26 protein-coding genes and 1 pseudogene are annotated in these 25699 nt (G+C 69.5%); 15 read left to right on the top strand and 12 right to left on the bottom strand.

The annotated features are described in order from the left end of the window. The first annotated feature begins 262 nt into the window (after positions 1–262). Positions 263–1504 carry an RNA-guided endonuclease InsQ/TnpB family protein gene (locus tag H4W81_RS22040; protein WP_192776558.1) on the top strand — a complete coding sequence of 414 codons (1242 nt, stop codon included), beginning with the start codon at positions 263–265 and terminating at the stop codon, positions 1502–1504. Positions 1505–1570: 66 nt separating this feature from the next. On the opposite strand, the gene H4W81_RS22035 is transcribed toward H4W81_RS22040, so the two are convergent. Then, positions 1571–2827: a serine hydrolase domain-containing protein gene (locus H4W81_RS22035; RefSeq protein WP_318781878.1), complete on the bottom strand. Its 1257-nt coding sequence runs from the start codon at positions 2825–2827 to the stop codon at positions 1571–1573. A 260-nt stretch (positions 2828–3087) separates the two neighbouring features. Between H4W81_RS22035 and H4W81_RS22030 the strand changes: the two genes are divergently transcribed. Next, complete coding sequence (locus H4W81_RS22030) at positions 3088–3807, top strand: hypothetical protein (protein ID WP_192776556.1); 720 nt, start codon at positions 3088–3090, stop codon at positions 3805–3807. Between the two features lie 7 nt (positions 3808–3814). On the opposite strand, the gene H4W81_RS22025 is transcribed toward H4W81_RS22030, so the two are convergent. Then, positions 3815–4687: an alpha/beta fold hydrolase gene (locus H4W81_RS22025; protein ID WP_225958732.1), complete on the bottom strand. Its 873-nt coding sequence runs from the start codon at positions 4685–4687 to the stop codon at positions 3815–3817. Positions 4688–4786: 99 nt separating this feature from the next. Here H4W81_RS22025 and H4W81_RS22020 point away from each other — a divergent pair, with 99 nt between their 5' ends. Then, positions 4787–5026, top strand: coding sequence for a hypothetical protein (locus H4W81_RS22020; protein ID WP_192776555.1), 240 nt, complete (start codon positions 4787–4789; stop codon positions 5024–5026). A gap of 8 nt (positions 5027–5034) precedes the next feature. Further along, on the top strand, positions 5035–5721 hold the full coding sequence (locus H4W81_RS22015; protein WP_192776554.1) for a type 1 glutamine amidotransferase: 687 nt from the start codon (positions 5035–5037) through the stop codon (positions 5719–5721). Here H4W81_RS22015 and H4W81_RS22010 read toward each other — a convergent pair. After that, positions 5693–6163 carry an HXXEE domain-containing protein gene (locus tag H4W81_RS22010; RefSeq protein WP_192776553.1) on the bottom strand — a complete coding sequence of 157 codons (471 nt, stop codon included), beginning with the start codon at positions 6161–6163 and terminating at the stop codon, positions 5693–5695. The two genes, H4W81_RS22015 and H4W81_RS22010, sit on opposite strands and share 29 nt — an antisense overlap. A 74-nt stretch (positions 6164–6237) precedes the next feature. On the opposite strand from H4W81_RS22010, the gene H4W81_RS22005 reads away from it, so the two are divergent. The 4 genes from H4W81_RS22005 (at position 6238) to H4W81_RS21990 (ending at position 11691) form a co-directional block, all read left to right on the top strand. Next, positions 6238–9168 (top strand): bifunctional [glutamine synthetase] adenylyltransferase/[glutamine synthetase]-adenylyl-L-tyrosine phosphorylase, encoded by a 2931-nt coding sequence (locus H4W81_RS22005; RefSeq protein WP_192776552.1) that lies wholly within the window; start codon positions 6238–6240, stop codon positions 9166–9168. Positions 9169–9206: 38 nt separating this feature from the next. Then, a complete protein-coding gene (locus tag H4W81_RS22000; RefSeq protein WP_318781877.1) occupies positions 9207–10241 on the top strand; it encodes a hypothetical protein in 1035 nt (344 codons plus the stop codon). Positions 10242–10283: 42 nt separating this feature from the next. After that, complete coding sequence (locus H4W81_RS21995) at positions 10284–10796, top strand: hypothetical protein (protein WP_192776551.1); 513 nt, start codon at positions 10284–10286, stop codon at positions 10794–10796. Between the two features lie 352 nt (positions 10797–11148). Continuing rightward, entirely contained in the window at positions 11149–11691 is a 543-nt protein-coding gene (locus H4W81_RS21990) for a GNAT family N-acetyltransferase (RefSeq protein WP_192776550.1), read from the top strand. A 166-nt stretch (positions 11692–11857) separates the two neighbouring features. On the opposite strand, the gene H4W81_RS47440 is transcribed toward H4W81_RS21990, so the two are convergent. Continuing rightward, entirely contained in the window at positions 11858–12199 is a 342-nt protein-coding gene (locus H4W81_RS47440) for a tyrosine-type recombinase/integrase (RefSeq protein WP_318781876.1), read from the bottom strand. Positions 12200–12397: 198 nt separating this feature from the next. Here H4W81_RS47440 and H4W81_RS21980 point away from each other — a divergent pair, with 198 nt between their 5' ends. From H4W81_RS21980 to H4W81_RS21965, 4 genes are all read left to right on the top strand, one after another. After that, positions 12398–12736 carry a hypothetical protein gene (locus H4W81_RS21980; protein WP_192776548.1) on the top strand — a complete coding sequence of 113 codons (339 nt, stop codon included), beginning with the start codon at positions 12398–12400 and terminating at the stop codon, positions 12734–12736. A 187-nt stretch (positions 12737–12923) separates the two neighbouring features. Beyond that, a complete protein-coding gene (locus H4W81_RS21975; RefSeq protein ID WP_192776547.1) occupies positions 12924–13355 on the top strand; it encodes a hypothetical protein in 432 nt (143 codons plus the stop codon). Positions 13356–13372: 17 nt separating this feature from the next. Beyond that, on the top strand, positions 13373–14164 hold the full coding sequence (locus H4W81_RS21970; RefSeq protein WP_192776546.1) for a hypothetical protein: 792 nt from the start codon (positions 13373–13375) through the stop codon (positions 14162–14164). Between the two features lie 197 nt (positions 14165–14361). Further along, entirely contained in the window at positions 14362–14502 is a 141-nt protein-coding gene (locus tag H4W81_RS21965; protein ID WP_225958731.1) for a hypothetical protein, read from the top strand. Between the two features lie 197 nt (positions 14503–14699). On the opposite strand, the gene glnA is transcribed toward H4W81_RS21965, so the two are convergent. After that, positions 14700–16124 (bottom strand): type I glutamate--ammonia ligase, encoded by a 1425-nt coding sequence (gene glnA, locus H4W81_RS21960; RefSeq protein WP_192776544.1) that lies wholly within the window; start codon positions 16122–16124, stop codon positions 14700–14702. Positions 16125–16285: 161 nt separating this feature from the next. On the opposite strand from glnA, the gene H4W81_RS21955 reads away from it, so the two are divergent. Then, complete coding sequence (locus tag H4W81_RS21955) at positions 16286–16753, top strand: RDD family protein (RefSeq protein ID WP_192776543.1); 468 nt, start codon at positions 16286–16288, stop codon at positions 16751–16753. Positions 16754–16820: 67 nt separating this feature from the next. Here the strand turns inward: H4W81_RS21955 and H4W81_RS21950 are convergent, their stop codons facing one another. From H4W81_RS21950 to lipA, 4 genes are all read right to left on the bottom strand, one after another. Beyond that, positions 16821–17582: a class I SAM-dependent methyltransferase gene (locus H4W81_RS21950; protein WP_192776542.1), complete on the bottom strand. Its 762-nt coding sequence runs from the start codon at positions 17580–17582 to the stop codon at positions 16821–16823. Beyond that, positions 17582–18262 (bottom strand): DUF4191 domain-containing protein, encoded by a 681-nt coding sequence (locus tag H4W81_RS21945; RefSeq protein WP_192776541.1) that lies wholly within the window; start codon positions 18260–18262, stop codon positions 17582–17584. Before H4W81_RS21945 ends, H4W81_RS21950 begins: the two co-directional genes overlap by 1 nt. A 306-nt stretch (positions 18263–18568) precedes the next feature. Beyond that, positions 18569–20944, bottom strand: a complete 2376-nt coding sequence (locus tag H4W81_RS21940) for a beta-glucosidase (protein ID WP_318781875.1) — start codon at positions 20942–20944, stop codon at positions 18569–18571. 115 nt (positions 20945–21059) lie between these two features. Next, the gene (gene lipA, locus H4W81_RS21935) at positions 21060–21989 is read right to left on the bottom strand and encodes a lipoyl synthase (protein ID WP_192776540.1); all 930 of its coding nucleotides are present in this window, start codon (positions 21987–21989) and stop codon (positions 21060–21062) included. 51 nt (positions 21990–22040) lie between these two features. On the opposite strand from lipA, the pseudogene H4W81_RS49410 reads away from it, so the two are divergent. Both H4W81_RS49410 and H4W81_RS49405 read left to right on the top strand, forming a co-directional pair. Continuing rightward, positions 22041–22214: pseudogene (locus H4W81_RS49410) on the top strand (helix-turn-helix domain-containing protein); the annotation flags it as partial. Between the two features lie 304 nt (positions 22215–22518). Continuing rightward, positions 22519–22848: a zinc ribbon domain-containing protein gene (locus H4W81_RS49405; RefSeq protein ID WP_318781874.1), complete on the top strand. Its 330-nt coding sequence runs from the start codon at positions 22519–22521 to the stop codon at positions 22846–22848. A 348-nt stretch (positions 22849–23196) separates the two neighbouring features. Here H4W81_RS49405 and lipB read toward each other — a convergent pair whose 3' ends face one another. The 3 genes from lipB to H4W81_RS21915 are packed head-to-tail and all read right to left on the bottom strand — an operon-like array spanning position 23197 to position 25599. Further along, positions 23197–23871, bottom strand: a complete 675-nt coding sequence (gene lipB, locus H4W81_RS21925) for a lipoyl(octanoyl) transferase LipB (RefSeq protein ID WP_192776538.1) — start codon at positions 23869–23871, stop codon at positions 23197–23199. 59 nt (positions 23872–23930) lie between these two features. Then, positions 23931–24668 carry a Type 1 glutamine amidotransferase-like domain-containing protein gene (locus tag H4W81_RS21920; protein WP_192776537.1) on the bottom strand — a complete coding sequence of 246 codons (738 nt, stop codon included), beginning with the start codon at positions 24666–24668 and terminating at the stop codon, positions 23931–23933. A gap of 37 nt (positions 24669–24705) precedes the next feature. Beyond that, entirely contained in the window at positions 24706–25599 is an 894-nt protein-coding gene (locus H4W81_RS21915; RefSeq protein WP_192776536.1) for a TIGR01777 family oxidoreductase, read from the bottom strand. Between the last annotated feature and the right edge of the window lie 100 nt (positions 25600–25699).

Here is a 25699-nt window from a genome sequence, read left to right as displayed (position 1 = left end):
TGGCGTGGTCCGTCTCCGAAGCACTCCGAGCACATGCACGTAGGTGTGATCCGATCGACGGTGCCGGGACCACCGCCTGCGTCCGAGCCAGTAATGCCGCGGCGACCTCACCCTGCTGCCCTTAGACGCCTCCCGAAGGCTCAGCGGGGCCCGGTGAGAGCTCGGGGTTACCGCGCCGGTATTCGTCTGACACGGTCACCGGCCAGACGATAACGTGTTCGAGTCCGTGGGACGCCAAGGTCTCGAAAGGGGGTGGTGTTCGGTGAAGCTGCGCTACAACTATCGGCTGTATCCGGATGCGCCCCAGCGGGAGCTGCTGGCCCGGACGTTCGGGTGTGTCCGCGCGGTGTGGAACGACGCGCTCGCGCGGCGCAAAGCGGCTTGGAAGGCCGACCGGTCCTGGATCGGCGGCGTGGAGTTGCAGAAGATCTGCATCACCGCCGCGAAGCGGACCCCTCAGCGGGAGTGGCTCGGGGAAGTCTCCCCGGTGCCGTTGCAGCAGTCGCTACGGGACCTCGACGTGGCGTACAAGAATTTCTTCGAGTCGGTGAACGGCAAGCGCCGGGGTCCGAGGATGGGCCTGCCCGTCTTCAAGTCCCGCCACGACCATCGCCAGTCGGCGAGGTTCAACACCAACGCCTTCAAACTCCGCGACCACGGCACGTTGTATCTCGCGAAGATCGGTGAGGTCGAGGTCCGGTGGTCGCGCGAGTTGCCCGCCGCGCCGTCCAGCGTCACGATCATCAAGGACGCGGGCGGCCGGTACTTCGCGTCGTTCGTGATCGACGTGCCAGACGACAGCCAGACCCTTCCCGCGACGGAGGCCGAGACGGGGATCGATCTCGGGCTGACCCACTACGCCATCACCTCCGCCGGCGCGAAGATCGCGAACCCTCGCTGGTTGCGCCGCAGGGAACGCAAGCTCAGGAAACTCCAGCGCGCCCTGTCACGCAAGAAGAAGGGGAGCGCCAACCGCTCAAAGGCCCGGGTCAAAGTCGCCCGTCAGCACGCCAAAGTCGCCGACGCCCGACGAGACTTCCTCCACCAGACCAGCACCACGATCATCCGCGAGAACCAAGCGGTAGGGGTCGAAGGTCTGGCCGTGCGAGGCCTGGCACGGGGCATGCTCGCCAAGAGCGTCAACGACGCCTCCTGGGGCGCGTTCCTCCGGCTCTTGGAAGGCAAAGCCGCCCGGTACGGGCGCGCTTTCATCCGGATCGACCGCTGGTATCCCTCCTCCCAGCTCTGCCCATGCTGCGGCTGGAAGATCGGGAAACTCACCCTAGACGTCCGTGAATGGGACTGCCCCTGCTGCGGCGAACACCACGACCGCGACATCGCGGCCGCGCTCAATATCCTGGCCGAAGGCATCCGTCTTCGGTCCCTGTACGAGGTGGCCGCCGGGCTGGCGGACACGCGAAACGACTGTGAAGGGCAGGTAAGACCAGGGGAGGCAATCCCGACCCTGGCGCCGCCCGAAACCTCCGCCGCTCAAGCGGCGTAGAAGCAGCAGTAACCATCTCGCCGTGAGGCGGGAGAAGCCCCGCCATTTATTTATGGCGGGGAGAAGTCAAAGGTACTTCGGGTACAGGTCGGTGGTGGGCCAGGAGGTCACGGCGTCGTGCGCCTGCCACATCAGCCTGTCGATCACGTCGAAGTCCGGCGAGCCCGACTCCTCGCGCCGGTTGAACTGCACGCACCAGGTCACCCCCGCCGCGTTCCGCACCAGCATGGTGAACGTGCCGGGCATCGAGCCGGTGTGCCAGGTGTTGAGGCCGCTGCCCCAGGTGCGCACGTACCAGCCGCAGCCGTACCACCAGCCGTCGCCGCTGACGCCGATCTCCGGCTTGGCGAAGGCGCGCGAGATGGAGGTGGAGTTGAGCACGGGCCCGGCGGCGTCGAAGGCGCTCGCCCACCGGACCATGTCCACCGCCGAGGCCACCCAGCCGCCGTTGGCGTCCTGGTTGGGCATGTTGAACCCGCCGTACGGGTACGGCACGACCGCGCCCGAGTCGTCCACGACGCTCTTGTTGGTGTAAGCCGAGCTGTAGCTGACCTCGCGCGCCGACATCTCCGAGCGCAGGCTCTCGCCGAGGCTCATCCTGGAGATCCCCAGCGGCGACAGCAGCTTCGACGTGACGTACGACTCGTAGCTCTGCCCCGAGACCTTCTCGATGATCCGGCCCAGCAGCATGTACCCGTAGTTGCTGTAGGACATCTTGCTGCCGGGGTCGAAGTCGAGCGGCTTGGCGTTGACGTATTTGATGATGTCGGCGTGGCTGATCGGCAGCGGCGTGTCGAGGGAGGCCGCGATGGTCGCGTCGAGCCAGAGCGGGTCCTTGCTGACGTTCCTGTCCCAGCCGCCCGTGTGCTGCATCAGCCGCCAGAGCGTGACCTTCTCGAGGCGGGGGTCGGCGGCGGCCGACAGGCCGAGGAGCGTCGTGACGGGGGAGGTGAGGCTGACCCTGCCGTCCTGGGCCAGGCGCAGGATCGCCGCGGAGGTGATGCTCTTGCTCAGGCTGGCGACGCGGAACAGCGAGGTCGGCTGGACGCGGGCGAGGGCAGCCACCCCGGAGGTGGTGTTCGGCCGGTAGACCCCGTAGCCGCGGGCGGCGAGCAGCTTGCCCTTCCTGGCCACCGCGAGCTGACCGCAGCTGATGTTCCGCTCGGTCATGTACTTCTGCAGGGTCTTGTCGAAGGCGGCCAGCTGGGTCGGCATCGTCCCGCTGGGCAGGAGGTCGGCCTCGGCCCTGCCCGGCTGGAGTCCCAGCGTCAGCGCGGGTACGGCGGCGGCTCCGGCCTTCAGCAGGTTCCGACGGCTCAGCACAGTCACTTCTGACCCCCAAGTCACATCCGTGTCAGGAGTCAGCATCTTAGGGGACATATCCGAACATCGGGTGATGTAGGGAAAACCCGCGATCCAGGAGCGCGGCGAAGTGACAAGGATCACTGCGGGATGCGGGAAGCCCTGATGGCGCGGGGATGTTGGCCGGTCATAACCGGTCCCCGGTTCGCTCGACGAAGCGGCACTCAGGTAAAATTGGCCCGTTTGAAACGATATTTCCGGACACAATAGGAGGGTGTGGCATGACCATGGCTGCCCTGCAGACGGTGCTGACCGTTCCTCAGCGCTTCCGCGGGCCGGAGGGGGTGGCCAACGGAGGCTGGATCTCCGGCACCGTGGCTGACGCGCTCAACGGTCTCGAATCGGCCGTCGAGGTCACCCTTCATGCTCCCACCCCGCTGGAGACCGAGCTCAAGCTGGAGCACGTCGCCAACTCCGCGACGCTCTCCCACGACGGCAGGTTGCTGGTCGAGGCCATCCCGGTCGCCGAGCACCTCAGCGGTCCCGGCTTCGTGCCGTTCAACGAGGCGGCCCGCGCGGAGGCCGGCTTCCCCGGCTGGCGGGGCCACGCCTTCCCCGAGTGCTTCGCGTGCGGCCTGCGCGAGCCTGGTGACGGCCTGCGCGTCTTCCCCGGCCCGGTCGAGGGCGCCGACGTCGTCGCGGCGGGCTGGCGGGTCCCGTTCACGGTGGCCGACGCCGACGGCCACGTGCCCGCCTCCGTCGTGGGCGCGGTGCTCGACTGCGTCACCGGCTGGGCGCACTTCCAGCCCGGCGAGTCGGCCCTCCTCGGCCGGCTGACCCTGCAGGTCAACCGCCGCGTCTACCCCGGCGGCACCTACTCCGTCGTGGCGGCCAAGGCCGCCGGCCGTGAGGGCCGCAAGCTCTTCGGCGAGAGCGCCGTCTACGAGGTGGACGGGACCCTCGTCGCCGCGGCGAAGGCGACCTGGATCGCTCCACGCTAGAGACACGTCACCGCGCCGGCCACCGGGCCGCCTCATGAGCTGAGGCGGCCCGCCACCAGCGACGCGCACCTGTCGTCGAACAGGATCGTGTAGTGGTTGCAGTCGGCCACCACCTCGTCGCGCAGCAGCGGGACCTTCGAGGTCCACGCCGTCGCCAGCTCGTCGGGCAGCATGCCGACGTCCTGGTCGAGCAGCCCGCGAGGGGCCCGCAGCAGGTGGACGGGCGCCTCGATCGCAGCCAGGGCGGCCCCGATCCGCTCGCCGTTGATCCGCATCCACCTGCCGTCCTCGCGGACGGCCTCGCCCACGGCCCGAGCGCCCGCGCCCCCGCGGGCCCGAACAGGTCGTACCTGACGTACTCCTCCGCCTCGGGTGTCCAGTTCCCCGCGAAGGCCGGATGGGCTCTGAAGAAGCCGACGTAGTCGTCGGCCGTCGCGAACGTCCGGCTCAGCCTGGCGATCGCCGGGCCGAGCGTCGCCTCGATCTCCGCGTCCACGTCGGCGTCGGGCACGGGCGGGGGGAACGGCAGCCCGCCGTCCACCAGCACCACCTTCGCGAAGCGCCGCCGGGCGCCGGCGAGCACCGCGACGTAGGCGCCCATCGAGTGGCCGGCGAGCACCGCCTCGGGGCCCGCGCCCACGTGCTCGGCCACGCGCAACACGTCCTCGGCGTGCCTGGCCAGGCCGTAGGGGCCGGGCCGGTCGCGACTGTGACCGCGGCCCCGCAGGTCCATCGCCACCAGCGACCACCCGGGCGGCAGCCGTCGCGCCACGGCGGCCCACGCCATGAGAGAGGCGGTGATGCCGTGCACCGCGACGATCCGCCGGGGACCGGTGCCGAACGTGGCGATCCGCAGGCCGTCGAGGTCTTCGAGCTTCATGGGCGCCCTCCTCGCGCACACCCTAATTCAGCGCTTCCCGTCTGGCGTTCATGGGAGGGCCGGGTGACACTGGAGCTCCCCCACGAAGGGTTTCCCGCGATGAGCAAGCGCTCACGCAGGCGCCGTGCGCTGTCGAGCGGCGCGCCCGCCTGGATGCCGGGGTCGGGCCCCGGCGAGCCGCACTGGTCCGACGACGACCTCCCCTTCGATTTCCCCTCCGACGAGCCGCCGGGAGGCGAGGGCGGCGTCAGGGAGCCGAGGCGGCCCAAGCCGACGCCTCCCGTCCTCTCCGAGGAACTGGACGAGCCCGATCCGCCCATCACCGTCAAGGCCCGATAATTGCGCTTATGCGCATCACCGTGATCGAGCACGAGGCAGGGGCCGGCCTGGGGTTCTTCGAGGAGTGGCTCGGCGTTCCCTGCGAGGTCGTCCGGCCGTACCTGGGCGAGAGCGTGCCCGCGCACGCGCCCGACGGGCTGATCGTCCTGGGTGGCGAGGCCTCGGCCTGGGACGACGAGGGGTATCCGTGGCTGCCCGCCACCCGTGACCTGCTGCGGACCAGCGTCGGGAACGGCACGCCCACGCTCGGGATCTGCCTGGGCGCCCAGCTCATGACCATGGCCTGCGGCGGCACGGTGGAGCGCGGCGGCGACGGGCTGGAGATCGGCGCCCGCGAGGTCGTGGCGCTGCCCGAGGCGGCCGGCGATCCGCTGCTCGGCGGGCTCGGCCGGGCCGTGGCCGTGCAGTACCACCAGGACGCCATGACCGCGCTCCCCGAGGGCGCCGTACGGCTGGCCGCCGGCGACCAGTATCCCAACCAGGCCTACCGGCTCGGCGAGCGGGCCTGGGCGGTGCAGTTCCACCCCGAGGCCACGCCCGAGATCTTCGCCGGCTGGGGCGCGGACGAGGAGCTCGTCGTCGAGGTGAAGCGGGCGGCGGGGGCCCTGGCCGAGGCGTGGCGGCCCATGGCGGCGGCGTTCGCCCGCGTGGTCAGGGACCAGGCGGTCAGAACCAGCGCTCCCTCGGCTTCGTGAGCGCGTGGGCGGCGGCGTGGACGCCGCCCAGCGCCACGGGGAGCAGCAGCCAGCTCCACGCGGGCAGCCGCCGGTCCTCGAGCCTTCGCCACGCCCACACCGAGTAGGGGATCACCACGAGCGGCGCGGTGAGCGCACCTGGCGTGTAGCCGCGCATGGCCGCGGCCTGGGCCAGATGGATCACTCCGTGCACCCCGAAGGAGGCCACGGCCGCCCGGTAGAGGCCGCTCTTCGGCCCGCTCGCCGCGGCGGCGGCCACCAGCCCGCCCATGAGGCCGATCGCGACGGTCACGTGCCGCTGGTCGAGCTCCCACACGTGCTGGGGGATCCAGGGAAAGCGCTCGGCCAGCTCCGCCTTGTGCGCGCGGGCCCAGCCCGCCATCGTGGCCAGTTCCTCTGCGTCGTGCAGGGTCCATGCGGCCAGCAAACCCCAGGCTGCCATGAGCTCTCCTCTCTGACTACAACGCAACGTTGCGTTGCAGTCCTTACTATACGCGAACCTGAGAGGATGAGGAGGTGCCCAGGATCGAGTCCACCGCCGCCCGCCTGGCGAAGCTCGGCTTCGCCGACCCGGCCCGCGGCGAGCGCCTGGTCGAGGAGGCGGACCTCGACTGGCTGCTCGACGACTTCACCGCAGTCGCCGATCCCGACCTGGCCCTGCTGTCGCTGACCCGCCTGGCCGAGCGAGACCCTGAGGTGCTCGGCGCGCTGCGCGGCGACGACGGCCTGCGCACCCGCCTGCTCGGCGTCCTGGGGCTCAGCGTCGCGCTCGGCGAGCACCTGGTGACCCACGCCGGCCACTGGCGGCCGCTGGCGGGCGAGGAGGGCGTCCAGCGGCCCGCCGAGGGCGAGCTGAGGGCGGCGCTCCTGCGCGCGGTCGGGGCCGACCCCGGCGACAGGACGCCCCGCGCGGGCTCGGCAGCCCTCGGGCGCGAGCTCAAGAGCGCCTACCGCGAGCGGCTGCTGCGCCTGGCCGCCCGCGACGTCACCGGAGCGGCCTCCTTCGCCGAGGTCACCGCCGAGCTGTCCGACCTGGCGGGGGCCGCGCTGGAGGCGGGCCTGGCCGTCGCGAGGGCCGAGGCGGGCGCCGACGGCGGCCCCGCGGCGGAGGAACTGACGACGGTACGGCTGGCCGTGATCGGCATGGGCAAGTGCGGCGCGCGCGAGCTCAACTACATCAGCGACGTTGACGTGATCTTCGTCGCCGAGCCCGCCGAGGGCGCCGACGAGACCAAGTCACTGCGCGCCGCCACCCGCCTCGCGCAGGGCATGATGCGCGCCTGCGCCGAGCTGTGGGAGGTCGACGCGGGGCTGCGCCCTGAGGGCCGCGCGGGCCCGCTGGTCCGTACCCTGGCCAGCCATCTGGCCTACTACCGGCGCTGGGCCAAGACCTGGGAGTTCCAGGCGCTGCTGAAGGCCAGGCCGGTCGCGGGCGACGCCGCGCTGGGCGCGGCCTACGTCTCGGCGGTCGACGAGCTGGTCTGGAGCGCCGCCTCACGCGACAACTTCGTCGAGGACGTCCAGGCGATGCGCCGCCGCGTCGAGGCGCACGCCCGCGAGGACGGCGAGCGGCAGCTCAAACTCGGCCCTGGCGGGCTGCGCGACATCGAGTTCGCCGTCCAGCTGCTCCAGCTCGTGCACGGACGGCTCGACCCGCTGCTGCGTCGCAGGGCCACGCTTCCCGCGCTGGCCGCGCTGTCCAGGGGCGGCTACGTCGGCAGGGAGGACGCCAGGGGCCTGGCCGAGGCCTACACCTTCCTGCGCCAGGTCGAGCACCTGCTGCAGCTGCACAGGCTCCGCCGTACGCACATCGTGCCCTCGGCCCCCGGCGACCTGCGCAGGCTCGGCAGGGCGCTCAGGCTCGGGCCCGATCCCGAGGCGGAGTTCGTCAGGCAGTGGAAGAAGCACGCCAGGGAGGCGCGGCGGCTGCACGAGAAGCTGTTCTACCGGCCGCTGCTGCAGGCCGTGGCGCGGCTGCCCGACTCCGAGACGCGCCTGTCCACCGCCGCGGCGACCGCCCGCCTGAAGGCGCTCGGCTTCGGCGACCCCTCGGGGGCGCTGCGTCACATCGCCGCGCTCACCTCGGGCGTGTCCAGGCGCGCGGCCATCCAGCGCACGCTGCTGCCCGTCATGCTCGGCTGGTTCGCCGACACCCCCGACCCCGACGCCGGACTGCTGGGCTTCCGCCAGGTCAGCGACCAGCTCGGCACCACCCCCTGGTACCTGCGGCTGCTGCGTGACGAGACCGCCGTCGCCGCCCGGATGGCGCGCGTCCTCGGCACCAGCCGCTACGCCACCGACCTGCTCACCCGCGCGCCCGAGGCCGTCGCCATGCTCGGCTCCGACGCCGACCTGGCGGCCAGGCCCTTCGCCGCGCTGCGGGCGGAGGCGGCCGCCGCCGTCTCCAGGCATGAGGACGCCGAGACCGCCGTCGCCGCCGTGCGGGCCCTGCGGCGCAGGGAGCTGTTCCGCACGGCCGTCGCCGACCTGTCGGGCCTGAGCGACATCGAGCAGGTCGGGGTGGCCCTGTCGGAGCTGAACGACGTGACGATCCAGGCCGCCCTCGACGCGGCGCTGGCCAAGGTGCGGCTGGAGAGCAGGGGAGAGTCGCCCGGCGCGTTCGCGGTCATCGCGATGGGCAGGCTCGGCGGCATGGAGTGCTCCTACGCCAGCGACGCCGACGTGATGTTCGTCTGCGACCGCATGGATAGCGCCTACGCCGTGGCCAACGAGCTCAGGCGGCTGCTGGCGCTGCCCGCGCCCGACCCGCCGCTGCTGATCGACCCCGACCTGCGACCCGAGGGCAGGCAGGGGCCGCTGGTGCGCACACTGGCCTCCTACCGGGCCTACTACGACAGGTGGTCGTCGCCGTGGGAGTCGCAGGCGCTGCTGCGGGCCCGGTTCTGCGCGGGGGACGCCGCCCTCGGCGAGGCGTTCCTCTCGGTGATCGACCCGCTGCGCCACCCCGCGGACGGCCTGCCCCAGGAGTCCGTCAGGGAGATCCGCAGGCTGAAGGCGCGCATGGAGGCCGAACGACTGCCGCGCGGCGCCGACCCCACCCTGCACACCAAGCTGGGCAGAGGCGGGCTGTCCGACGTCGAGTGGGTGGTCCAGCTGCTGCAGCTCCGGCACGCGGGGGCGCTGCCCTCGCTGCGCACCACCAGGACCCTGGAGGCGTTGCGCGCCGCCGTACACGAAGGGCTGCTGGACCCGGAGGAGGCGCGGGTGCTGGTCGACAGCTGGAGCTTCGCCTCACGCATCCGTGATGCGATCATGCTCGTGAAGGGGAGGGCGGGCGACCTGGTCCCCGCCGACGCCCGCGACCGCCGGCTGATCGCCAGGACGCTCGGCTACCCGCCCGACGGCTCCGAGGACTTCGTCGACGACTACCGCAGGGTGACCCGCCGCGCCCGCCAGGTCGTGGAGAGAGTCTTCTACGGAGATTGATTGCGGGGCCACGCGCAGGGGTGTATCAAGAGCGCGGGGTGATCGGTTTGCTGTCTCTTTACGTCGACCTGGCGCTCGGCCTGGTGCTGTCGTTCCTGCTGCTGTCGCTGCTGGTGAGCGGGCTCAACGAGGGCTTCGTCAGGCTGCTGTCGATCCGCAGCAAGTTCCTGTGGGCCTACCTGCGCGACACCATGGACGGCGCCGCGCCCTCGGGCCGGTCGTGGCTGCCGAGCACGGTCTCCGACGTCTTCGCCAAGCTGCCCTTCGCCGAGGACCCGCGCCCCGCGCACAACGAGCAGCCCGCGCCCTCGGAGGTCGCGCCCGTGCCCGACCGGGAAGGCGCCCTGACCGGCCTGCTCTACCAGCGGGTCCGTGAGATCGACCACGTCAAGAGAGGCAGGACCAGCATCTCCGACATCCCGCCCGAGCGGTTCTCGGTGGCGATGATGGAGATGGCCTCCGCCGAGAAGGACGGCGTCGAGGGGCTGCTGGCCAAGCTGCAGGCGGTCGGCAGCCCGCTGCACGGCCACCTGCAGGGCCTCTGGGAGGGCGCCCAGCGCGACCTCGACCGGTTCAGACAAGGCGTCGAGAGCTGGTTCGACGCCGAGATGCGGCGCCTGTCCATGCTCTACCGGCGCTACGTCAAGTGGGTGGTGGCGGTGCTCGGGTTCGTCGTCGTGCTGCTGTTCAGCATGGACGGCCTCGAGTACGCCAAGACGCTGCTGCGCGACAACGCCTACCGCTCGGCCGTCTCGGCGATCGCGGGGGGCGGCACCGAGCAGCTCGAACCGCTGCGCGAGGAGTGCGCCACGCCGGGCAACCCGTACCGCTGCGTGACCGAGACGCTGAGCTCGCCCGCGCTGGTCAAGGTGTTCGACAACGCGGTCGTCAGCGTGGCGATCCCCGAGGAGGGCGACCCCTCCATCCGATGGAACGGCGGCGCCTGGTGGGAGCGCCTCACCACGCTCAGCCACTGGCCCGGCTTCCTGGTCACCTACCTGGCGCTGCTGTTCGGCGCGCCGTTCTGGTGGGACGTCTTCCGCCGCATCACCGGCCTGCGGTCGGCCAAGTAAGATCGGCTCACTCCCCCCATGGTTTCTGTGGGAGGAGTCCACATGTGGATGATCGCCGGGATCGTGCTGGCGTCGAGCGTCGTGGCGCCGGTGCCCGACGTCGCAGGCCAGGGGCTGGTGGCCGCCGTCCAGTCGCTCAAGGACGCGGGCTACGAGCGCATCAGGTCCACCGACGTCAGCGGGCGGGGGCGCGTCGTGGTCGTGCGGCGTGACTGGAAGGTGTGCCGTCAGCGGCCCGCCCCGGGGGCGGCGCGGCCCGAGAGGCCGGTCGAGCTCGCGGTGGTGAAGGTGGAGGAGAGCTGCCCCGCCCGCGTGGAGGCGCCGGTCCGGCCGGGGTTCATGCCCGCGCTGAGGGGCAAGAGCGTCCGCGTGGCCAGGCAGTCGCTGCCTGGCCGTACCACCATCAGGATCACCGACCTCACGGGTCAGCGGCGCATCGTCTTCTGGGACACGGCCTGGCAGGTCTGCACCCAGTCGCCCGCCGCCGGGCAGCCGCTGATCGGCACACCCGTCCTGCTGGGCGTGGTCAAATACGGCGAATCCTGCCCAGCCTGATCCGTTGCTGTCTGGTCTCTCTGGTACGGCAAGGCACACTTAGGCCACCGTGGGTCGCGGGTGACCGCCCGTCCAAGCACGCCCCTCCAGCGGGATTCCGGTCCCCGCCGTCACGTCGATTCCCAGAGGGCGTCCGGGGTCCGGCGGTCACGCCCCCAGACGTATCGTCGGACCCGAGGGGCCAGGTCGCCTCTGGGGGTCATCGCGGGGGAGTCGGCGGTCTCGTCGGGCTCCGGCCGGTTCGCCGGGGCCCGCCGGGCGTCTCGTCGTGCCTCGATCCGTCACGCCGCCCTGGAGGTCCCCGCCGTCCCTCTCCGGACTCGCGACCTCCGCCGGGCTGGAGAATAGGCGGATGAGTGACGCGATGGAGACCGATCGGCTGATCATGCGGCGCTGGCGCGAGTCGGATCTCGCGCCCTTCGCCGCGATGAACGCCGATCCCGAGGTGATGGAGCACTTCCCCGCCACCCTGAGCCGCGCCGAGAGCGACGCTCTCGTGGATCGCATCGAGCGCGGCTTCGACGAGCACGGTTACGGCCTGTGGGCGCTGGAGGTGCGTTCGACGGGCGCCTTCATCGGGTTCACCGGGCTGGCGCTCCAGACGTTCGAGGCCGCCTTCACCCCGGCCGTCGAGGTGGGCTGGCGGCTGGCCCGTCCCGCATGGGGGCACGGATACGCGATCGAGGCCGCCCGCGCGGCCGTCGGCCACGGTTTCGGCGCGGCGGGCCTCGGCGAGATCGTCTCCATGACCGCGATGACGAACGTGCGCTCCCAGGCCGTGATGCGCCGTCTGGGCATGACCCGCGACCCCGCCGACGACTTCGACCATCCCCGGGTGCCCGCCGGCAGCCCACTGCGCAGGCACGTGCTGTACCGGCTGGTCACAGAGCGATGACCACGTGGACGGCGGGGCGGCCCGCGTTCTCTCTGACGACGTAGCCTTCGGCGGCGCCGGCGAAGGCGGCGGATCGAGCGCACGCGAAAGGCCACCGACCGAGCCCTGCGTCGGGTGGTCGATGGCCTTTCTGGAAGCTCGGCGAGAGCCGACGTGCCGTTACGGATCACACATCGTAGGTGTGACATATGCAGGCCGCTGAACTGCCGATCCCTTGATCGTTAAGACGGCTGTCCGGTTCTGTTCCGGTTTTCGGGTCCTCCCGGCTGAACGTCTGGTCGATCGCGCTCCGGGTCCGGCCCTCGCTGCCGGGCATCAGGTGCGTGTACGTCCGCAGCGTGTATCCAGGGTTCTGGTGTCCGAGGTAATCGGCCAACGCCTTGATGGACTCGCCAGCATCGAGCAGCACGCTGGCGAAGTAGTGCCGCAGCGCGTGCATGCCGTGCTTGCGATTCTCCTGGTTGCGACGACCAGGTATCTTCGGCCGATCCCCGGAGATCACGCCCACCCGCTCAAGAGCGGGCTTCCAGAACCCGCCGCGGCATCGAACACGGCTCCGGCCTCGGCAAACACCGCTACGTCGTCGAGCAGACCTTCGCCTCACAAAGGAGTTTTGGTGGAGCGTTGAATGCCATCCCGGCATTATCGCCCGCCCCGCCGGGCACACCACTCAATGTAACGGCACACTTCAACGAGGAGATGACTTATGGGGTTTGTAACTATCGAGACGGTAGAACCAACTAAAGTCAACGAAGGTGCACCTGAATCTTTGGATTCATTTGGCAGCGTTCACACTAGTCGCTTCTTTTATTTTGCGCTTGGGCAGGTACTCCTCAAGGCTCCGGTTCACGTGGCCAATCCAGACACCAGGGTCGTGGCCAGCCTTGCAGAGGTGAATCCCAATACTCTCAAACCCGTTCTCGGTCGCGCTCGAATGAGCGTACATAATATCGTCTCCGAGCAAAATTTTATTACGACGTGGGTCAACGTCGAATCAAGCCAACCGGTCCCAGTCGCTCTCACTTTGATGTACACAAACCCGTGACCTAACTGAAGGTGTCAGGAAAAAGGGGTGGGATGCCAGGCCGTGTCTACGCCACGCAAGCTATTTCCGACCGGATGGTCGAGAACTCCGTCTCCACCTGCTGACCGGCCGGCTCTACGCCGATCCGTGGGTTCCCGTGACCGAAGCATCTGCAGCAGCAGCTGCATGACACAGAGAGGAAAGTGGGATGGGTGACGATTTTCTTCATTCAGCGCGCAGTGAGGAGCTCCGCAAGCTCGAGGAGCTAGGCGTAAGTCTTACGCCTGAACTGCTGCTTATGATGCCAACGGAAGGTAGCGAGTCAGCCAGCGACCTCTCCCCTCAACCGGATGCCTCCACGCAGGTCGAGGGGTACTGGATCGGATCGCGGGGCATGCTCGGTGCTGCGACCGAGGCGCAGAAGGTGCTTCAAGAGCTGAAGCAGGCAATAGACACACCGCCAGAAACTGCGGAGGAAAAGGCGAGAGTGTTGCGGCTGTGGGTCTCAGCAGAGCCGCTTCTCGGCGAGTCGGAGCTCAGCGGTTTGCGTCCGCTTGTTCTGACGCAACTCTTCGGAGAGAGTACGGGAGAAGTCGGCCTCAGCTGTAACGGCAGCGACGCAGACGGAGGAGGACATTAGCCATGTCGCTCGTATGCATGCTCTTCGAGCACAGAGACTTCCGCGGGTTTTCCCGAACTATCGACAATACCGGGTTCCGGTACTTCTGGAACCGGTACGGTGGTGCCGAGCACGACGCGTTCTCTTCTATGCGCCTCTTTGGAAGGGGGCATGTTGGACACGCATACGCGTTCGAGCACATCAACCACGACGGAAGGTTCGCCGCGCTCAACGCCAACAACCCCGGAGATGTGTTCTGGTCCTACTTCGGCGACGCGTTCAATGATGTCGTCTCGAGTTCTCTGGTCGTCGTACGAGACCAAAATGAGATCGTCGTGCCGCTTCGGCAGCAGGTTGCTTCTACGTTCGCGTCCATGTTCGACGCCATGGCCGCGGGGACTCGGATCGCGAGAGTGGGAGCGCCTCGCGTGTACGGGACGTTCTTCCCGAGCTACGACAACACAAGAATCTTCCTCACGATCAATCAGAACCTAACCGTGAGGATCTCAGGCTGGCCCGACTACGATGCCAATGTCAAGTACGACATCGAGTTCTTCCTGGCAGGGGCCAAGCTGAATGGATTCGCGAGATGGTCCCACGTGTGGGTCGAAGCGGGGCTCTTCTCGCAGCAGGTTTTCGATCGCATCAAAGGTCCACTTCACGCTGGAAAGGCCAACCTCACCTCCGCAGTTCAGCAGCAACTGAGACTATTCTCGGGACGCAACTTCCGAGGCGTTTATATCCTTCCGGGGCCGCGGCCCAACATGAGCCAGTTTGGCTTCTTCGGACACTCCGACCAAGAGGTTTGCCTCGTAGCGGTCCCGCAATAGGGCTGATCATATGCGACTCCGGTCGCGATCAAAGTTGGACCGTACGCCTGACTGGTAAGTAAGTGACTGCGGGGGCGCGGGTCGTGCGGTGCCTACTGCTCCAGGTCCAGCTCGTCCAGGTACGCCTCGATGGCGTCGTTGATGGCAGCCTTGCCTCCCATCTGCTCCTGATGGCATGTGGCGACGAGCGCTTGGGCGTGCCCATCATGACCGTCTACGCCTGGAACTCGCGCGGCGGCGGCCCGAGATTCATGAAGTTCGGCAAGCACGTCCGCTACAAGATCGTCAACGTGGATGCGTGGGAGGACGAGCACTACGCGGAGTCGGTGGCGGGCTGACGATTGCAAAACCGCTATCATCGCCCCCACCAGCAAAGAACGGCCCGGCACCGATTTCGGTGCCGGGCCGTTCTGTTCCGGTTTTGTTCCGGCTGACGTTGCTCAGTAACTACTACAAACAACGACAACTAACCACAAGGTTTTCCCAGCTCAGAGCCCATTTCCGGGAAGATCGCCGAGGCTGGGAAACCGTGCCGTCACACGTCGTAGTACATCTCGAACTCGTGCGGGTGCGGGCGCAGCCGGATCGGGTCGACCTCGTTGGTGCGCTTGTACTCGATCCACGTCTCGATCAGGTCGGGCGTGAACACGCCGCCCTCGAGCAGGTAGTCGTGGTCGGCCTCGAGCGCGTTGAGTACCTCCGTCAGCGAGCCGGGCACCTGCGGGACGAGACGCGCCTCCTCGGGCGGCAGCTCGTAGAGGTCCTTGTCGACGGGCTCCGGCGGCTCGATCTTGTTGCGGATGCCGTCGATGCCCGCCATCAGCATCGCCGCGAACGCGAAGTACGGGTTGCAGGAGGGGTCGGGCACCCTGAACTCGATGCGCTTGGCCTTCGGGTTGGACCCGGTGATCGGGATGCGCACGCAGGCCGAGCGGTTGCGCTGGGAGTAGACCAGGTTGACGGGAGCCTCGTACCCCGGCACCAGGCGGTGGTAGGAGTTGACCGTCGGGTTGGTGAAGGCCAGCAGCGAGGGCGCGTGCTTGAGCAGGCCGCCGATGTAGTAGCGGGCGGTGTCGGACAGGCCCGCGTAGCCGACCTCGTCGTAGAAGAGCGGCGAGCCGTCCTTCCACAGTGACTGGTGGCAGTGCATGCCCGAGCCGTTGTCACCGAAGATCGGCTTCGGCATGAAGGTGACCGTGTGGCCGTACTCCAGGGCCGTGCTCTTGATGACGTACTTGTAGAGCATCAGGTTGTCGGCGGTCTTGAGCAGCGTGCCGAACTTGAAGTCGATCTCCGCCTGACCGGCGGTGCCGACCTCGTGGTGCTGCATCTCGACGTCGACGCCGCACTCGATGAGGTTGCGGACCATCTCCGAGCGCAGGTCGGTGAAGTGGTCCATCGGCGGCACCGGGAAGTAGCCGCCCTTGTAGCGCGGCTTGTAGCCGAGGTTGCCGCCCTCGGCGGCCTTGCCGGTGTTCCAGGCGCCCTCGATGGAGTCGATGTAGTAGAAGCCGGCGTTCGCGCTCGTCTCGAAGCGGACGTCGTCGAAGATGTAGAACTCGGCCTCGGGCCCGAAGTAGGCCGTGTCGGCGATGCCGGTGCCCTTGAGGTACTCCTCCGCCTTGCGGGCGACGTTGCGCGGGTCGCGGCTGTAGGCCTCACCGGTCAGCGGGTCGTGGACGAAGAAGTTGATGTTGAGCGTCTTGTGCTGGCGGAACGGGTCGAGCACGGCGCTGGAGGGGTCGGGCAGCAGAAGCATGTCCGACTCGTGGATGGCCTGGAAACCGCGGATCGACGAGCCGTCGAACATGAGGCCGTCGGAGAACACGCTGGCGCCGAAGTTCTCGACGGGGAAGGTGAAGTGGTGAGTCGTCCCGGGCAGGTCGGTGAACCTGACATCGACGAACTGCACCCCTTCGTCCCCAATGAACTTCAGGACGTCGTCGGCGGAGTTAAACACTCTCGAACCTCCCAGGGGCATGGCTATCAGGCCCAACCTAGGAGTCGGCCGTTTCCGGCCCGTGTCCCGATTGTTTCGCATGTGTTAAGCGCCGCACCCTCTCCGCCGAGGGGTGTCCGGGCGCGAGACGGACCGGCGCCCCCGGCGGATACCGTTGACGTATGAGCGGCAAGCAGGAGCAGCCCCGGTGGACCCAGACCTGGCTGGGCGGGGTGCGGTCGGCGGGGGTCGATCTCGGGTACCCGGGTGAGCGGCTGGGCGTGCCCGAGGAGGGCAGCGGCTCGATGGCCAGGTTCGGGCGCAGGTTCGGCGCGCTGATCATCGACTGGCTCATCTGCACCTGGGCGATCACGCAGGCGCTGCTGCGGATCAACCCGGCCGAGTCGCCGTGGGTCCCCGTGGCGGTCTTCGCGGTGCAGTACCTCCTGCTGGTCGGCTTCCTCGGCCAGACGTTCGGGCACCGGCTGCTGGGCATCAGGGTCGCGGCGATGGACGGCGGGCGGCCCCGTTGGCTGCCCGTGCTGGTGCGCACGATCCTGCTGTGCCTGGCCGTCCCCGCGGTGATCTTCGACCGCGACCAGCGCGGCGTGCACGACCGGGTGTCGAACACCATGGTCGTGCGCATGTAGCCACAGACACATTCTGACGGCTGTCGGTGGCCGCCGAGCAGGCGGCCGGCGCTGGCCGACGCCATGGCTAGGCGCTACAGGTGAAGATGGCGGTGCCGGGGAAGTGGCGGCCCCTGAGGGGGCTCCAGCCGCCCCACACGCGGTCGTGGCCCGGCGGCCACTCGGGCTCCAGCAGCCCCTGGACGGTCAGGCCGGAGGCGACGAGCAGGGCGATCCAGTCGCCCATGGTGCGGTGGTGCTCGACGTAGGTGGGCGTGCCCGCGTCGTCCCTCTCCTCGTACGGCGTGCGGTCGAAGTAGGAGCGGTCGGAGGTGAGCCCCCGCTCGCCCGGGTCGTCGGGGAAGGCCCACCTGATCGGATGGCTCACCGAGAACACGAACCGCCCGCCGGGCCGCAGCACCCTGCGGACCTCCTGGAAGACCTTCAGCGGCTCGGCCACGAACGGCAGCGCACCGAAGGCCGAGCAGGCCAGATCGAAGCTGGCCGCGGCGAAGGGCAGGCTCTCGGCGTCGGCCTGCACGACGGGCACCCGCGAGCCGGTGTCGAGATCGATGCGCTGGGAGTGGCGCAGCTGGCGGTGGGAGATGTCGAAGGCCGCCACCCGCGCACCCTGCCCGGCCAGCCATCGCGCGCACTGGGCGGCGCCGCAGCCGATCTCCAGCACGTCCTTGGCCGTGACGTCGCCGAGCAGATGCGCCGCTGCCTCGTCGACTCCCTCGGGGCACCAGATGAAGCCGGAGTCGCGGAGGAAGTCTCCGTGCTCCACCTGGTACTCGTCCGCGTTGCCGTCCCACCAGAAGCGGTTGGCGCGCGACGACGGAGACAGCACTAGCGCATCTTCGGGCCGCGCGGCATGCGGGCGCCCTTGGGCATCGGACCCTTGGGCATCGGCAGGTTCTTCGGCAGCGAGCGCAGCCGGTCCTTGACCTGGTTCACGGCCGGCTTCTTGAGGTTGCGCGGCAGCTTCATCAGGTGGCGCTGCAGCTTGCCGAGCGGCACCTGGCCCTCGCCGTCGCCGCACTGGACGTCGTAGACCGGCACGTCCATGACCACGCGCTGCAGCCGCTTCTTCTCACCGACCAGCATCTTCTGGACGCGGTTGCCGGGGCCCTCGGAGACCAGCACGATGCCGGGGAAGCCCACCACCAGGTGCACGAGGTCCTGGTCGCGGTTGGCGGCGATCGCCGGGGTCACCTCCCAGTTGCCCCGCATGCCCTGCAGCACCGCGGCGGCCGCGCCGGTCTGGCCGTCGAGCATGGAGTACTGGGCGCGCTGGGCCAGCTGGCCGAACACGACCAGGCCCACGGTGAACGCGAGCATGATGCCGATGAAGATCGAATACCAGAACCAGCCCGTGACCAGGCCGATCACGATGACCACCGCCAGCGTGGCGACCGCCGAGAGAAAGACGATCGGCATCCCCTTGGGGTTGGCCTGCTGGATGATCTTCGCGATCATGCGGAGCTGCTTGATGCGCCCCGGCTTCTCTGGGTCTACGGGCTTAGCCATGTTGTGAAGGATACAAACACCTCCCGCCGGAGATGAAAACGTGACCCGCCCTTCCGCCAGGGGATCGGCTTCACCTCGGGGAAGCGGCTGCTCTGGCCGTCGAACAGGATGGTGGGCCTGCCCTTCAGGCGCAGGTCGAAGAAGGCGCTCACGTAGGCGCGCTGGGCCAGCGGGCGGCGGCGGCGCCTTCCTCCCGCTGGACGAACTGATCGTCATACTCCGGGCGCACGGCGCGGAGCCCCGTCATCCCGAGGACGGCCATGCGCCCCCGCGAGCGCGTGGCTCACGGGGGCGCGGTGTGACGGCTCAGATCTTGGTGGTCGCGCCGAGCCTGCGGTCGGCGACGCTGCGGCCCGCCTCGATCGCGTACTCGCCGCGCACGGTCTGCCAGCCGTCGGCCGTCCAGACCTGGAAGGCTCGCTCCGGCAGGAACACCGTGGTCAGCACCGTCTCTCCCGGCGCGGCCGCCACCACGTCGAACCCGGCCAGCCACCTGGCGGGCCGGTCGTCGGGCGTGTCCGAGCCGGGAGTGGCCGAGACGTACACCTGCACGACCTCCCGTCCCGGGCGGGAGCCGGTGTTCGTGACCGCGACCGTCACGGTCGAGCCCTCGACGGCGATCGAGTCGTAGGACCAGGTCGTGTAGCCCAGGCCGTGGCCGAACCAGAACGCGGGCGTGCGCTCCAGCTTCTCCCAGCCCCGGTAGCCGATGAAGACGCCCTCCTCGTAGGGGACCACTCCGTCGACCGGCGTGACGTTGACGACGGGGCTGTCGGCCAGCCGTGCCGGCCAGGTGGTGGGCAGGCGGCCGCCTGGCTCGGCGTCGCCGTACAGGACGTCGGCCAGCGCCAGCCCCGCCTCCTGCCCGGGGAACCAGGTGAGCAGCACCGCGGCCACGTCGTCGATCCACGGCATCTCGACCGGCGAGCCCGCGTTGACGACCACGACCGTGCGCGGGTTGGCGGCCGCGACGGCGGCGATGAGTTCGTCCTGACGTCCTGGCAGGCGCAGGTCCTGGCGGTCGAAGCCCTCGCTCTCCACCTCGAGCGTCGTGGAGGCCACCACCACGGCCACCTCGCACGCGCGCGCCGCCTCCACCGCCTGCGCGATGAGCACGTCGTCGCCGGGAGAGGGGTTGGCGTGGCCGAGGGTGTAGGCGACGAACGCCATGCCGCCGAACGCCCCTGCGGGATGGGTCACCTCCAGCTCGTACGCCGTGCCCTCGGCCAGCTCGACGGCGACGCGCCGCTCGGGCGGCGACAGGAACGCCGCGGCCGGGTCGTCGCCCTCCAGTTCGATGGTCGCGTCGAAGACGGGTGCGCCGTCGACGTGCACGGTGAAGGGACCCACGCCCGCGACGGACAGCTCGTGCGTGCCGGTCACGTCGGGGGTGTAGGTGGCGCGCAGCCGTACCGCGCTCAGCCGGTCGCCGTCCACGTCGGGCGGCAGCTGGCCGACCCAGCGCGCCTCCGTCGCCGCCAGCGGGTGCTCGGCGAGCACCTGTCCCTCGGCGTCGAGGAACTGCGCGGTCGTCGGTACGGCCAGCGGCGACAGCCGTACCCTCGGGTCGGTGCCGAGGGCGTAGCGCACCTCGCCGCGCGCCCCCAGGCCCTCCAGCGGGGAGACCGTGCGGTCGGGGAAGACCTGCGCGCTTCCTCCACCCATGATCCGCGCCTCGTCGGCGGCCGACCCGATGAGCGCCAGGGTCCGCACCCCCGTGAGGGGCAGCACCTCGCCGTCGTTCTTGAGCAGTGTGAACGAGCGCGCGGCCACCTCCCGCGCCAGCGCCACCCCGTCGATCGCGGCGGGCTCCGCGGGCCGGTCGGGCCCTGGGCGCAGGGCGCCGACCCGGTGGGCCAGGCGGAGGATGCGGCGGACCTTGTCGTCGACGACCGACTCGGGCACCCGTCCCTCGCGCACGGCCTCCTCGAGCTTGTCGCCCCACGGGCCGAAGGGGCCCGGCATCGCCACGTCGGTGCCGCCCTCGGCCGCCGCCTCGGTGGAGCGCACGGCGGTCCAGTCGGACACGACGTAGCCGTCGAAGCCCCACTCCCGCTTCAGCACGCCGTTCACCAGGTCCGTGTGCTCGGTCATCGTGGTGCCGTTGACCGAGTTGTAGGCCGTCATGAGGCCCCACGCCCCGGCCCGCACCACCCGCTCGAACGGCGCCAGGTACGCCTCGCGCAGCACCTTGTCGCTCACCTTGACATCGACGGTGAAGCGGTCGGTCTCGAAGTCGTTGGCCACGAAGTGCTTGGGCGTGGTGGCGACGCCGCCCTCCTGCACGCCCTCCACGTAGGCCGCGCCCAGCTCGCCTGTGAGGTAGGGGTCCTCGGAGAAGCACTCGAAGTGTCGCCCGCCGAGGGGGGAGCGGTGCAGGTTGATGGTAGGGGCCAGCAGCACGTGCACGCCCTTGCGCCTGGCCTCCTGGGCGAGCAGGCGGCCCACCTGGCGGACCAGGCCGACGTCCCAGGTGGCGGCCAGCGCGGTGGGGCTCGGGAGGGCGATCGAGGGGTCGGCGGAGGTCCACTGCTCGCCCCGCACGCCGATGGGCCCGTCGCTCATCACGAGCCGGTCGAGGCCGATCTCGGGAACGGCGGGCAGCGACCACATGTCCGCGCCGGTGAGCAGGCGGATCTTGGTGGAGAGGTCCAGCTGGTTGATCAGTTCGTCGAAGTCCACGCCGTCAGTGTTCACCAGAAAACCGACTGATCGATAGGTTTGTGACCATTGCGTTACCTGTGGGATGCGCAAAGGACCGCGCCCCTGGTGGGACGCGGTCCTTCGGCGGTTTCGCTCAGGCGGTCTGGCGGGCCGCGATGGCCTGCTGGTAGAGGCGCCCCGCGCGGTAGGAGGAGCGGACCAGCGGCCCCGACAGCACCCCGGCGAAGCCGATCGCCTCTGCCTCGGCCTGCAGCTCGACGAACTCCTCCGGCTTCACCCACCGCTCCACCGGGTGGTGGCGCGGCGTCGGGCGGAGGTACTGGGTGACCGTCAGCAGGTCGCAGCCGGCCTCGTGCAGGTCGCGCATCGCCTGGACGATCTCCTCGCGCTCCTCGCCCATGCCCAGGATCAGGTTGGACTTGGTGACCAGCCCCGCCTCACGCGCCTTGGTGATCACGTCGAGGGAGCGCTCGTAGCGGAAGGCGGGACGGATCCGCTTGAAGATCCGCGGCACGGTCTCGATGTTGTGCGCGAAGACCTCGGGCCTGCTGGAGAAGACCTCCTCCAGCTGCGCCTGGTCGCCGTTGAAGTCGGGGACCAGCAGCTCGACGCCGCAGCCGGGCAGCAGCGAGTGGATCTGCCTGGCGGTCTCGGCGTAGAGCCAGGCGCCGCCGTCGGGCAGGTCGTCACGGGCGACGCCGGTCACCGTGGCGTACTTCAGGCCCATCTGCTGCACCGACTCGGCGACCCTGCGGGGCTCGTCCTTGTCGTACTCCTTGGGCTTGCCGGTGTCGATCTGGCAGAAGTCGCAGCGGCGGGTGCACTGGTCACCGCCGATGAGGAAGGTCGCCTCGCGGTCTTCCCAGCACTCGTAGATGTTCGGACAGCCGGCCTCTTCGCAGACCGTGTGCAGGCCCTCCCTGCGCACCAGCGATTTCAGCTCGGTGTACTCGGGACCGGTCTTGAGCTTGGTCTTGATCCACGGGGGCTTGCGCTCAATAGGGGTTTCGGCGTTTCGCACCTCCAGGCGGAGGAGCTTACGGCCTTCAGGAGCAACGGTCACCGTCTCAGCTTACCTAAGGTCCGCAGAAAGCCTCGGCCTCAGATCGGAGCGGTGAACACGTCCCCGCGGTATTCGTCTGACACGGTCACCGGCCAGACGATAACGTGTTCGAGTTCGTGGGACGTCAAGGTCGCGAAAGGGGGGTGGTGTTCGGTGAAGCTGCGCTACAACTACCGGCTGTATCCGGACGCGCCCCAGCGGGAGTCGCTGGCCCGGACGTTCGGGTGTGTCCGCGCGGTGTGGAACGACGCGCTCGCGCGGCGCAAAGCCGCTTGGAAGGCCGACCGGACCCGGATCGGCGGCGTGGAGTTGCAGAAGATGTGCATCACCGCCGCGAAGCGGACCCCGGAGCGGGAGTGGCTCGGGGAAGTCTCCCCGGTGCCGTTGCAGCAGTCGCTACGAGACCTCGACGTGGCGTACAAGAACTTCTTCGAGTCGGTGAACGGCAAGCGCCGGGGTCCGAAGATGGGCCTGCCCGTCTTCAAGTCCCGCCACGACCGACGCCTCCTGGGGCTCGTTCCTGCGCCTGTTGGAGGGCAAAGCCGCCCGGTACGGGCGCGAGTTCATCCGGATCGACCGCTGGTATCCCTCCTCCCGGCTCTGCCCGTGCTGCGGCTGGCAGGTCGGGAAACTCGCCCTCGACGTCCGCGAATGGGACTGCCGGCAGTGCGGCGAACACCACGACCGTGACTTCGCGGCCGCGCTCAACATCCTCGCCGAAGGCATCCGCCTTCGGTCCCCGAACGACGTGGCCGCCGGGCTGGTGGACACCCGAAACGACTGTGAAGGGCAGGTAAGACCAGGAAAGGCAATCCCGATCCTGGCACCGCCCGAAACCTCCACCGCGCAAGCGGCGTAGAAGCAGCAGTAACCATCCCGTCGCGAGGCGGGAGAATCCCCGTCATTCATTCATGGCGGGGAGAAGTCAAGTCTCTCACGTGATGAGGCCGAACCCGCCTGCCGCTCTGGTGTACTGGCCGCTCAGCTCGGTGCCGATGACCGCGACGAGGAAGGCGCCGAGCGGCCACGACACGAACAACGAGGGAGAGGCGACGCGATCTACCCGCCGAGCACGACGAAGCCGAGGGTCAGCGCGTGGACAGCGAGGGAAAGGACGAGCGCGGCGATCCGTCGCATGCCGCCGATCCTAGAGGCGGCCCATGACGGTGTCAGCTGACGATGTCGGCCGACGGTGTCAGCCGACGGGTCAGCGCTGTCTGGCCACCGCCTGGAGAAGGTCCTCCTCGTGCATCTCGTACGGCTCCGCCTCCAGCGCCTCGGCCAGCCGCTTCTCCGCGTACGGCATGACCTCGTCGACCACGACGCGCCGCCCCGCCTCCTGCGACAGCGAGGTGACGGCGGCGCCGGCGATGCCGCAGGGCACGATCCTGTTGAACCAGCTGGGGTCGTTGGCGCAGTTGAGCGCGAAGCCGTGCATCGTGACGCCGCCCGCGATCCTGATGCCGACCGCGCCCAGCGCCCGGTCGGGCCCGCCGTCGCCGGCCACCCAGACGCCGCTGCGCCCCTCGATCCGGCCCGCGCTCACGCCGAAGTCGGCGCAGATCTGGATCATGGCGTCCTCGAGCGCGTGGACGTAGGCCCCGATGTCGCCGACCCGCATGATCGGATAACCGACGAGCTGGCCGGGCCCGTGCCAAGTGAGGCGGCCGCCCCTGTCGACGTCGACGACGGGAGTGCCGTCAGCGGGCCGCTCGTGCGCCGCCGTGCGCTTGCCCGCGGTGTAGACGGGTGCGTGCTCCAGCAGCAGCGCGGTGTCTCCGAGCGACCCCGCGACCCGGTGGGAGTGGACGCGTCTTTGGAGCGCCCATGCCTGCTCGTAGGGCACGTCCACGCCAAGACGGACAATCGTCAGCTTCGCCACAGACCAAGGTTACTCACAAGAAACGCGCCCGTGGGACTTCCTTTGCCCCAGCTCAGCCGTCATGCGGTGAGAAGCCTCGGCTCGATCCTGAACTCCTTGACCCCGCCCGCCCCGTCGTGCTCGAGCCGGTAGGCGTAGCCCGCGGGGTCGACGGTGACGGCCTGGATGAACTCGGTGCCGACGTAGTGGAGGCCGACGCCCTCGTCGGCGGCGTAGCCGGCGGGCAGCTCTCCGGAGGCGACCGACGCCTGCAGCAGCTCGCGGCGCTGCGGGTCGGAGTTGTAGTGGACGCCGCAGGAGTAGGGCAGCAGGGCCAGGCCGTCGGCCCAGGTGCGCAGCTTGGGCCCGAAGGAGTCGGTGTTGCCGCCGACGTGCCAGCACAGCGCGCCCGCGCTCTGCCCCGCAAGCACCACGCCCGCCTTCCACGCCTCCTCGAAGGCCTCGTCAAGGCCGTGCAGCCGCCACAGCGCCGCCAGGTTGGCCACGCTGCCGCCGCTGACGTAGATCATGTCCTGCTCGAGCATCCAGGCCTTCGGGTCCTCGACATTGGGCATCGGGAAGACCGTCAGGTGGCTCACCTCGACGTCCCAGCCCGCGAACGCGCCGTACATCTTGAGCAGCCAGTCGGAGTCGTCGCCGGTCGCGGTGGCCAGCAGGCCCAGCTTCGGCCGGTCCTGGCCGGTGAGGTCAAGGGCGTAGCGCAGCAGCGGGCTGGCCGCGATGAAACCGTAGCGGTCGGTCTGCCTGAAGGACCCGCCGCCGATGGCGAGGATGTGCGACTGTCCTGACCTGCTCATTGTGTAACCCCCACGGTTGAGTCGGACGAATGGCTCACTAGAGTACGGCGGTCAGCGCATCGTCGAGGGTCGGATGCAGGAACCTGAAGTCCGTGTCAAGTAGTTTCGCCGGTACGGCTCGCTGCCCGATGAGCAACCCTTCGTCCGCGAAGCCGCCGAGCGCGGTGCGCAGCGCGAAACCGGGCACGGGGATCGGCATCGTCGGCTTCTTCAGGGCTCTGCCCAGCGCCTTCGTGAACTCCTTGTTGGTCACCGGTTCGGGGGAGGTTAGGTTGACCGGCCCCACCAGATCCCGATTTTTCAGGATATGGAGGGCGGCGCGGACCCAGTCGTCCAGCGAGATCCAGGCCCACCACTGCTGCCCGGAACCCAGCGGCGCCCCGAGCCCCATCCTGAACACCGGCAGCATCTGCCTGAGCGCCCCGCCCTTCCCGCTCAGCGCGATCGCGGTGCGCAGCCGTACCGTCCTGACGCCCGCCTCCTCCGCGACGGCCGCCTCCTCCTCCCAGCACTCGCACAGCTCCGCCAGGAAGCCCTCGCCGCGCGGCCCGCTCTCGTCGGTCACCCGGTCGCCCGTGTCGCCGTAGAAGCCCACTCCAGAGGCCGACAGCAGCACCTCGGGCGGCCGCTCGAGTCCCTTCAGCGCGGTGGCCAGTGTCCTGGTGCTCTCGACGCGGCTGGCGACGATCTCCCGCTTGTACGCCTCGCTCCAGCGCCGCTCGCCGAGGCTCGCGCCCGACAGGTGCACCACCGCGTGGGCGCCCTCGAGCACGGTCCTGTCGACGAACTCCTGCCCGGGGTCCCAGCGCGACTCCTCCGCGCTGCGCGGCTCCCGGCGCACCAGCCGTACGACCTGGTGGCCATCGGATTTCAGCGCCGCGACCAGCGCGCTTCCGAGCAGCCCCGACGCACCTGTCACGATGATCGCCATTCATCCACCCTACGCCGCGAGGTCGTCGCGCCTGCCGTACGGGCGGTGGAACGGGAGCGGGCGCCCGCGGAGAGCTCCGCGGGCGCCCGATGCTGCCACC

Origin of the sequence: Nonomuraea africana (genome assembly GCF_014873535.1) — a bacterium.
Classification (GTDB): domain Bacteria; phylum Actinomycetota; class Actinomycetes; order Streptosporangiales; family Streptosporangiaceae; genus Nonomuraea; species Nonomuraea africana.
This window is presented reverse-complemented; position numbering and strand designations above follow the sequence as displayed.

Coding starts and splice junctions, on each gene's coding strand:
- H4W81_RS22025 (WP_225958732.1), bottom strand. CDS start 4,687: ATGAAGCTCGAAGACCTCGACGGCCTGCGGATCGCCACGTTCGGCACC.
- H4W81_RS21955 (WP_192776543.1), top strand. CDS start 16,286: ATGAGCGGCAAGCAGGAGCAGCCCCGGTGGACCCAGACCTGGCTGGGC.
- H4W81_RS22010 (WP_192776553.1), bottom strand. CDS start 6,163: ATGGCAGCCTGGGGTTTGCTGGCCGCATGGACCCTGCACGACGCAGAG.
- H4W81_RS22020 (WP_192776555.1), top strand. CDS start 4,787: ATGAGCAAGCGCTCACGCAGGCGCCGTGCGCTGTCGAGCGGCGCGCCC.
- H4W81_RS21975 (WP_192776547.1), top strand. CDS start 12,924: ATGGGTGACGATTTTCTTCATTCAGCGCGCAGTGAGGAGCTCCGCAAG.
- H4W81_RS21915 (WP_192776536.1), bottom strand. CDS start 25,599: ATGGCGATCATCGTGACAGGTGCGTCGGGGCTGCTCGGAAGCGCGCTG.
- H4W81_RS22015 (WP_192776554.1), top strand. CDS start 5,035: ATGCGCATCACCGTGATCGAGCACGAGGCAGGGGCCGGCCTGGGGTTC.
- H4W81_RS21990 (WP_192776550.1), top strand. CDS start 11,149: ATGAGTGACGCGATGGAGACCGATCGGCTGATCATGCGGCGCTGGCGC.
- H4W81_RS21945 (WP_192776541.1), bottom strand. CDS start 18,262: ATGGCTAAGCCCGTAGACCCAGAGAAGCCGGGGCGCATCAAGCAGCTC.
- H4W81_RS21995 (WP_192776551.1), top strand. CDS start 10,284: ATGTGGATGATCGCCGGGATCGTGCTGGCGTCGAGCGTCGTGGCGCCG.
- H4W81_RS21970 (WP_192776546.1), top strand. CDS start 13,373: ATGCTCTTCGAGCACAGAGACTTCCGCGGGTTTTCCCGAACTATCGAC.
- H4W81_RS22030 (WP_192776556.1), top strand. CDS start 3,088: ATGACCATGGCTGCCCTGCAGACGGTGCTGACCGTTCCTCAGCGCTTC.
- H4W81_RS21980 (WP_192776548.1), top strand. CDS start 12,398: ATGGGGTTTGTAACTATCGAGACGGTAGAACCAACTAAAGTCAACGAA.
- H4W81_RS21920 (WP_192776537.1), bottom strand. CDS start 24,668: ATGAGCAGGTCAGGACAGTCGCACATCCTCGCCATCGGCGGCGGGTCC.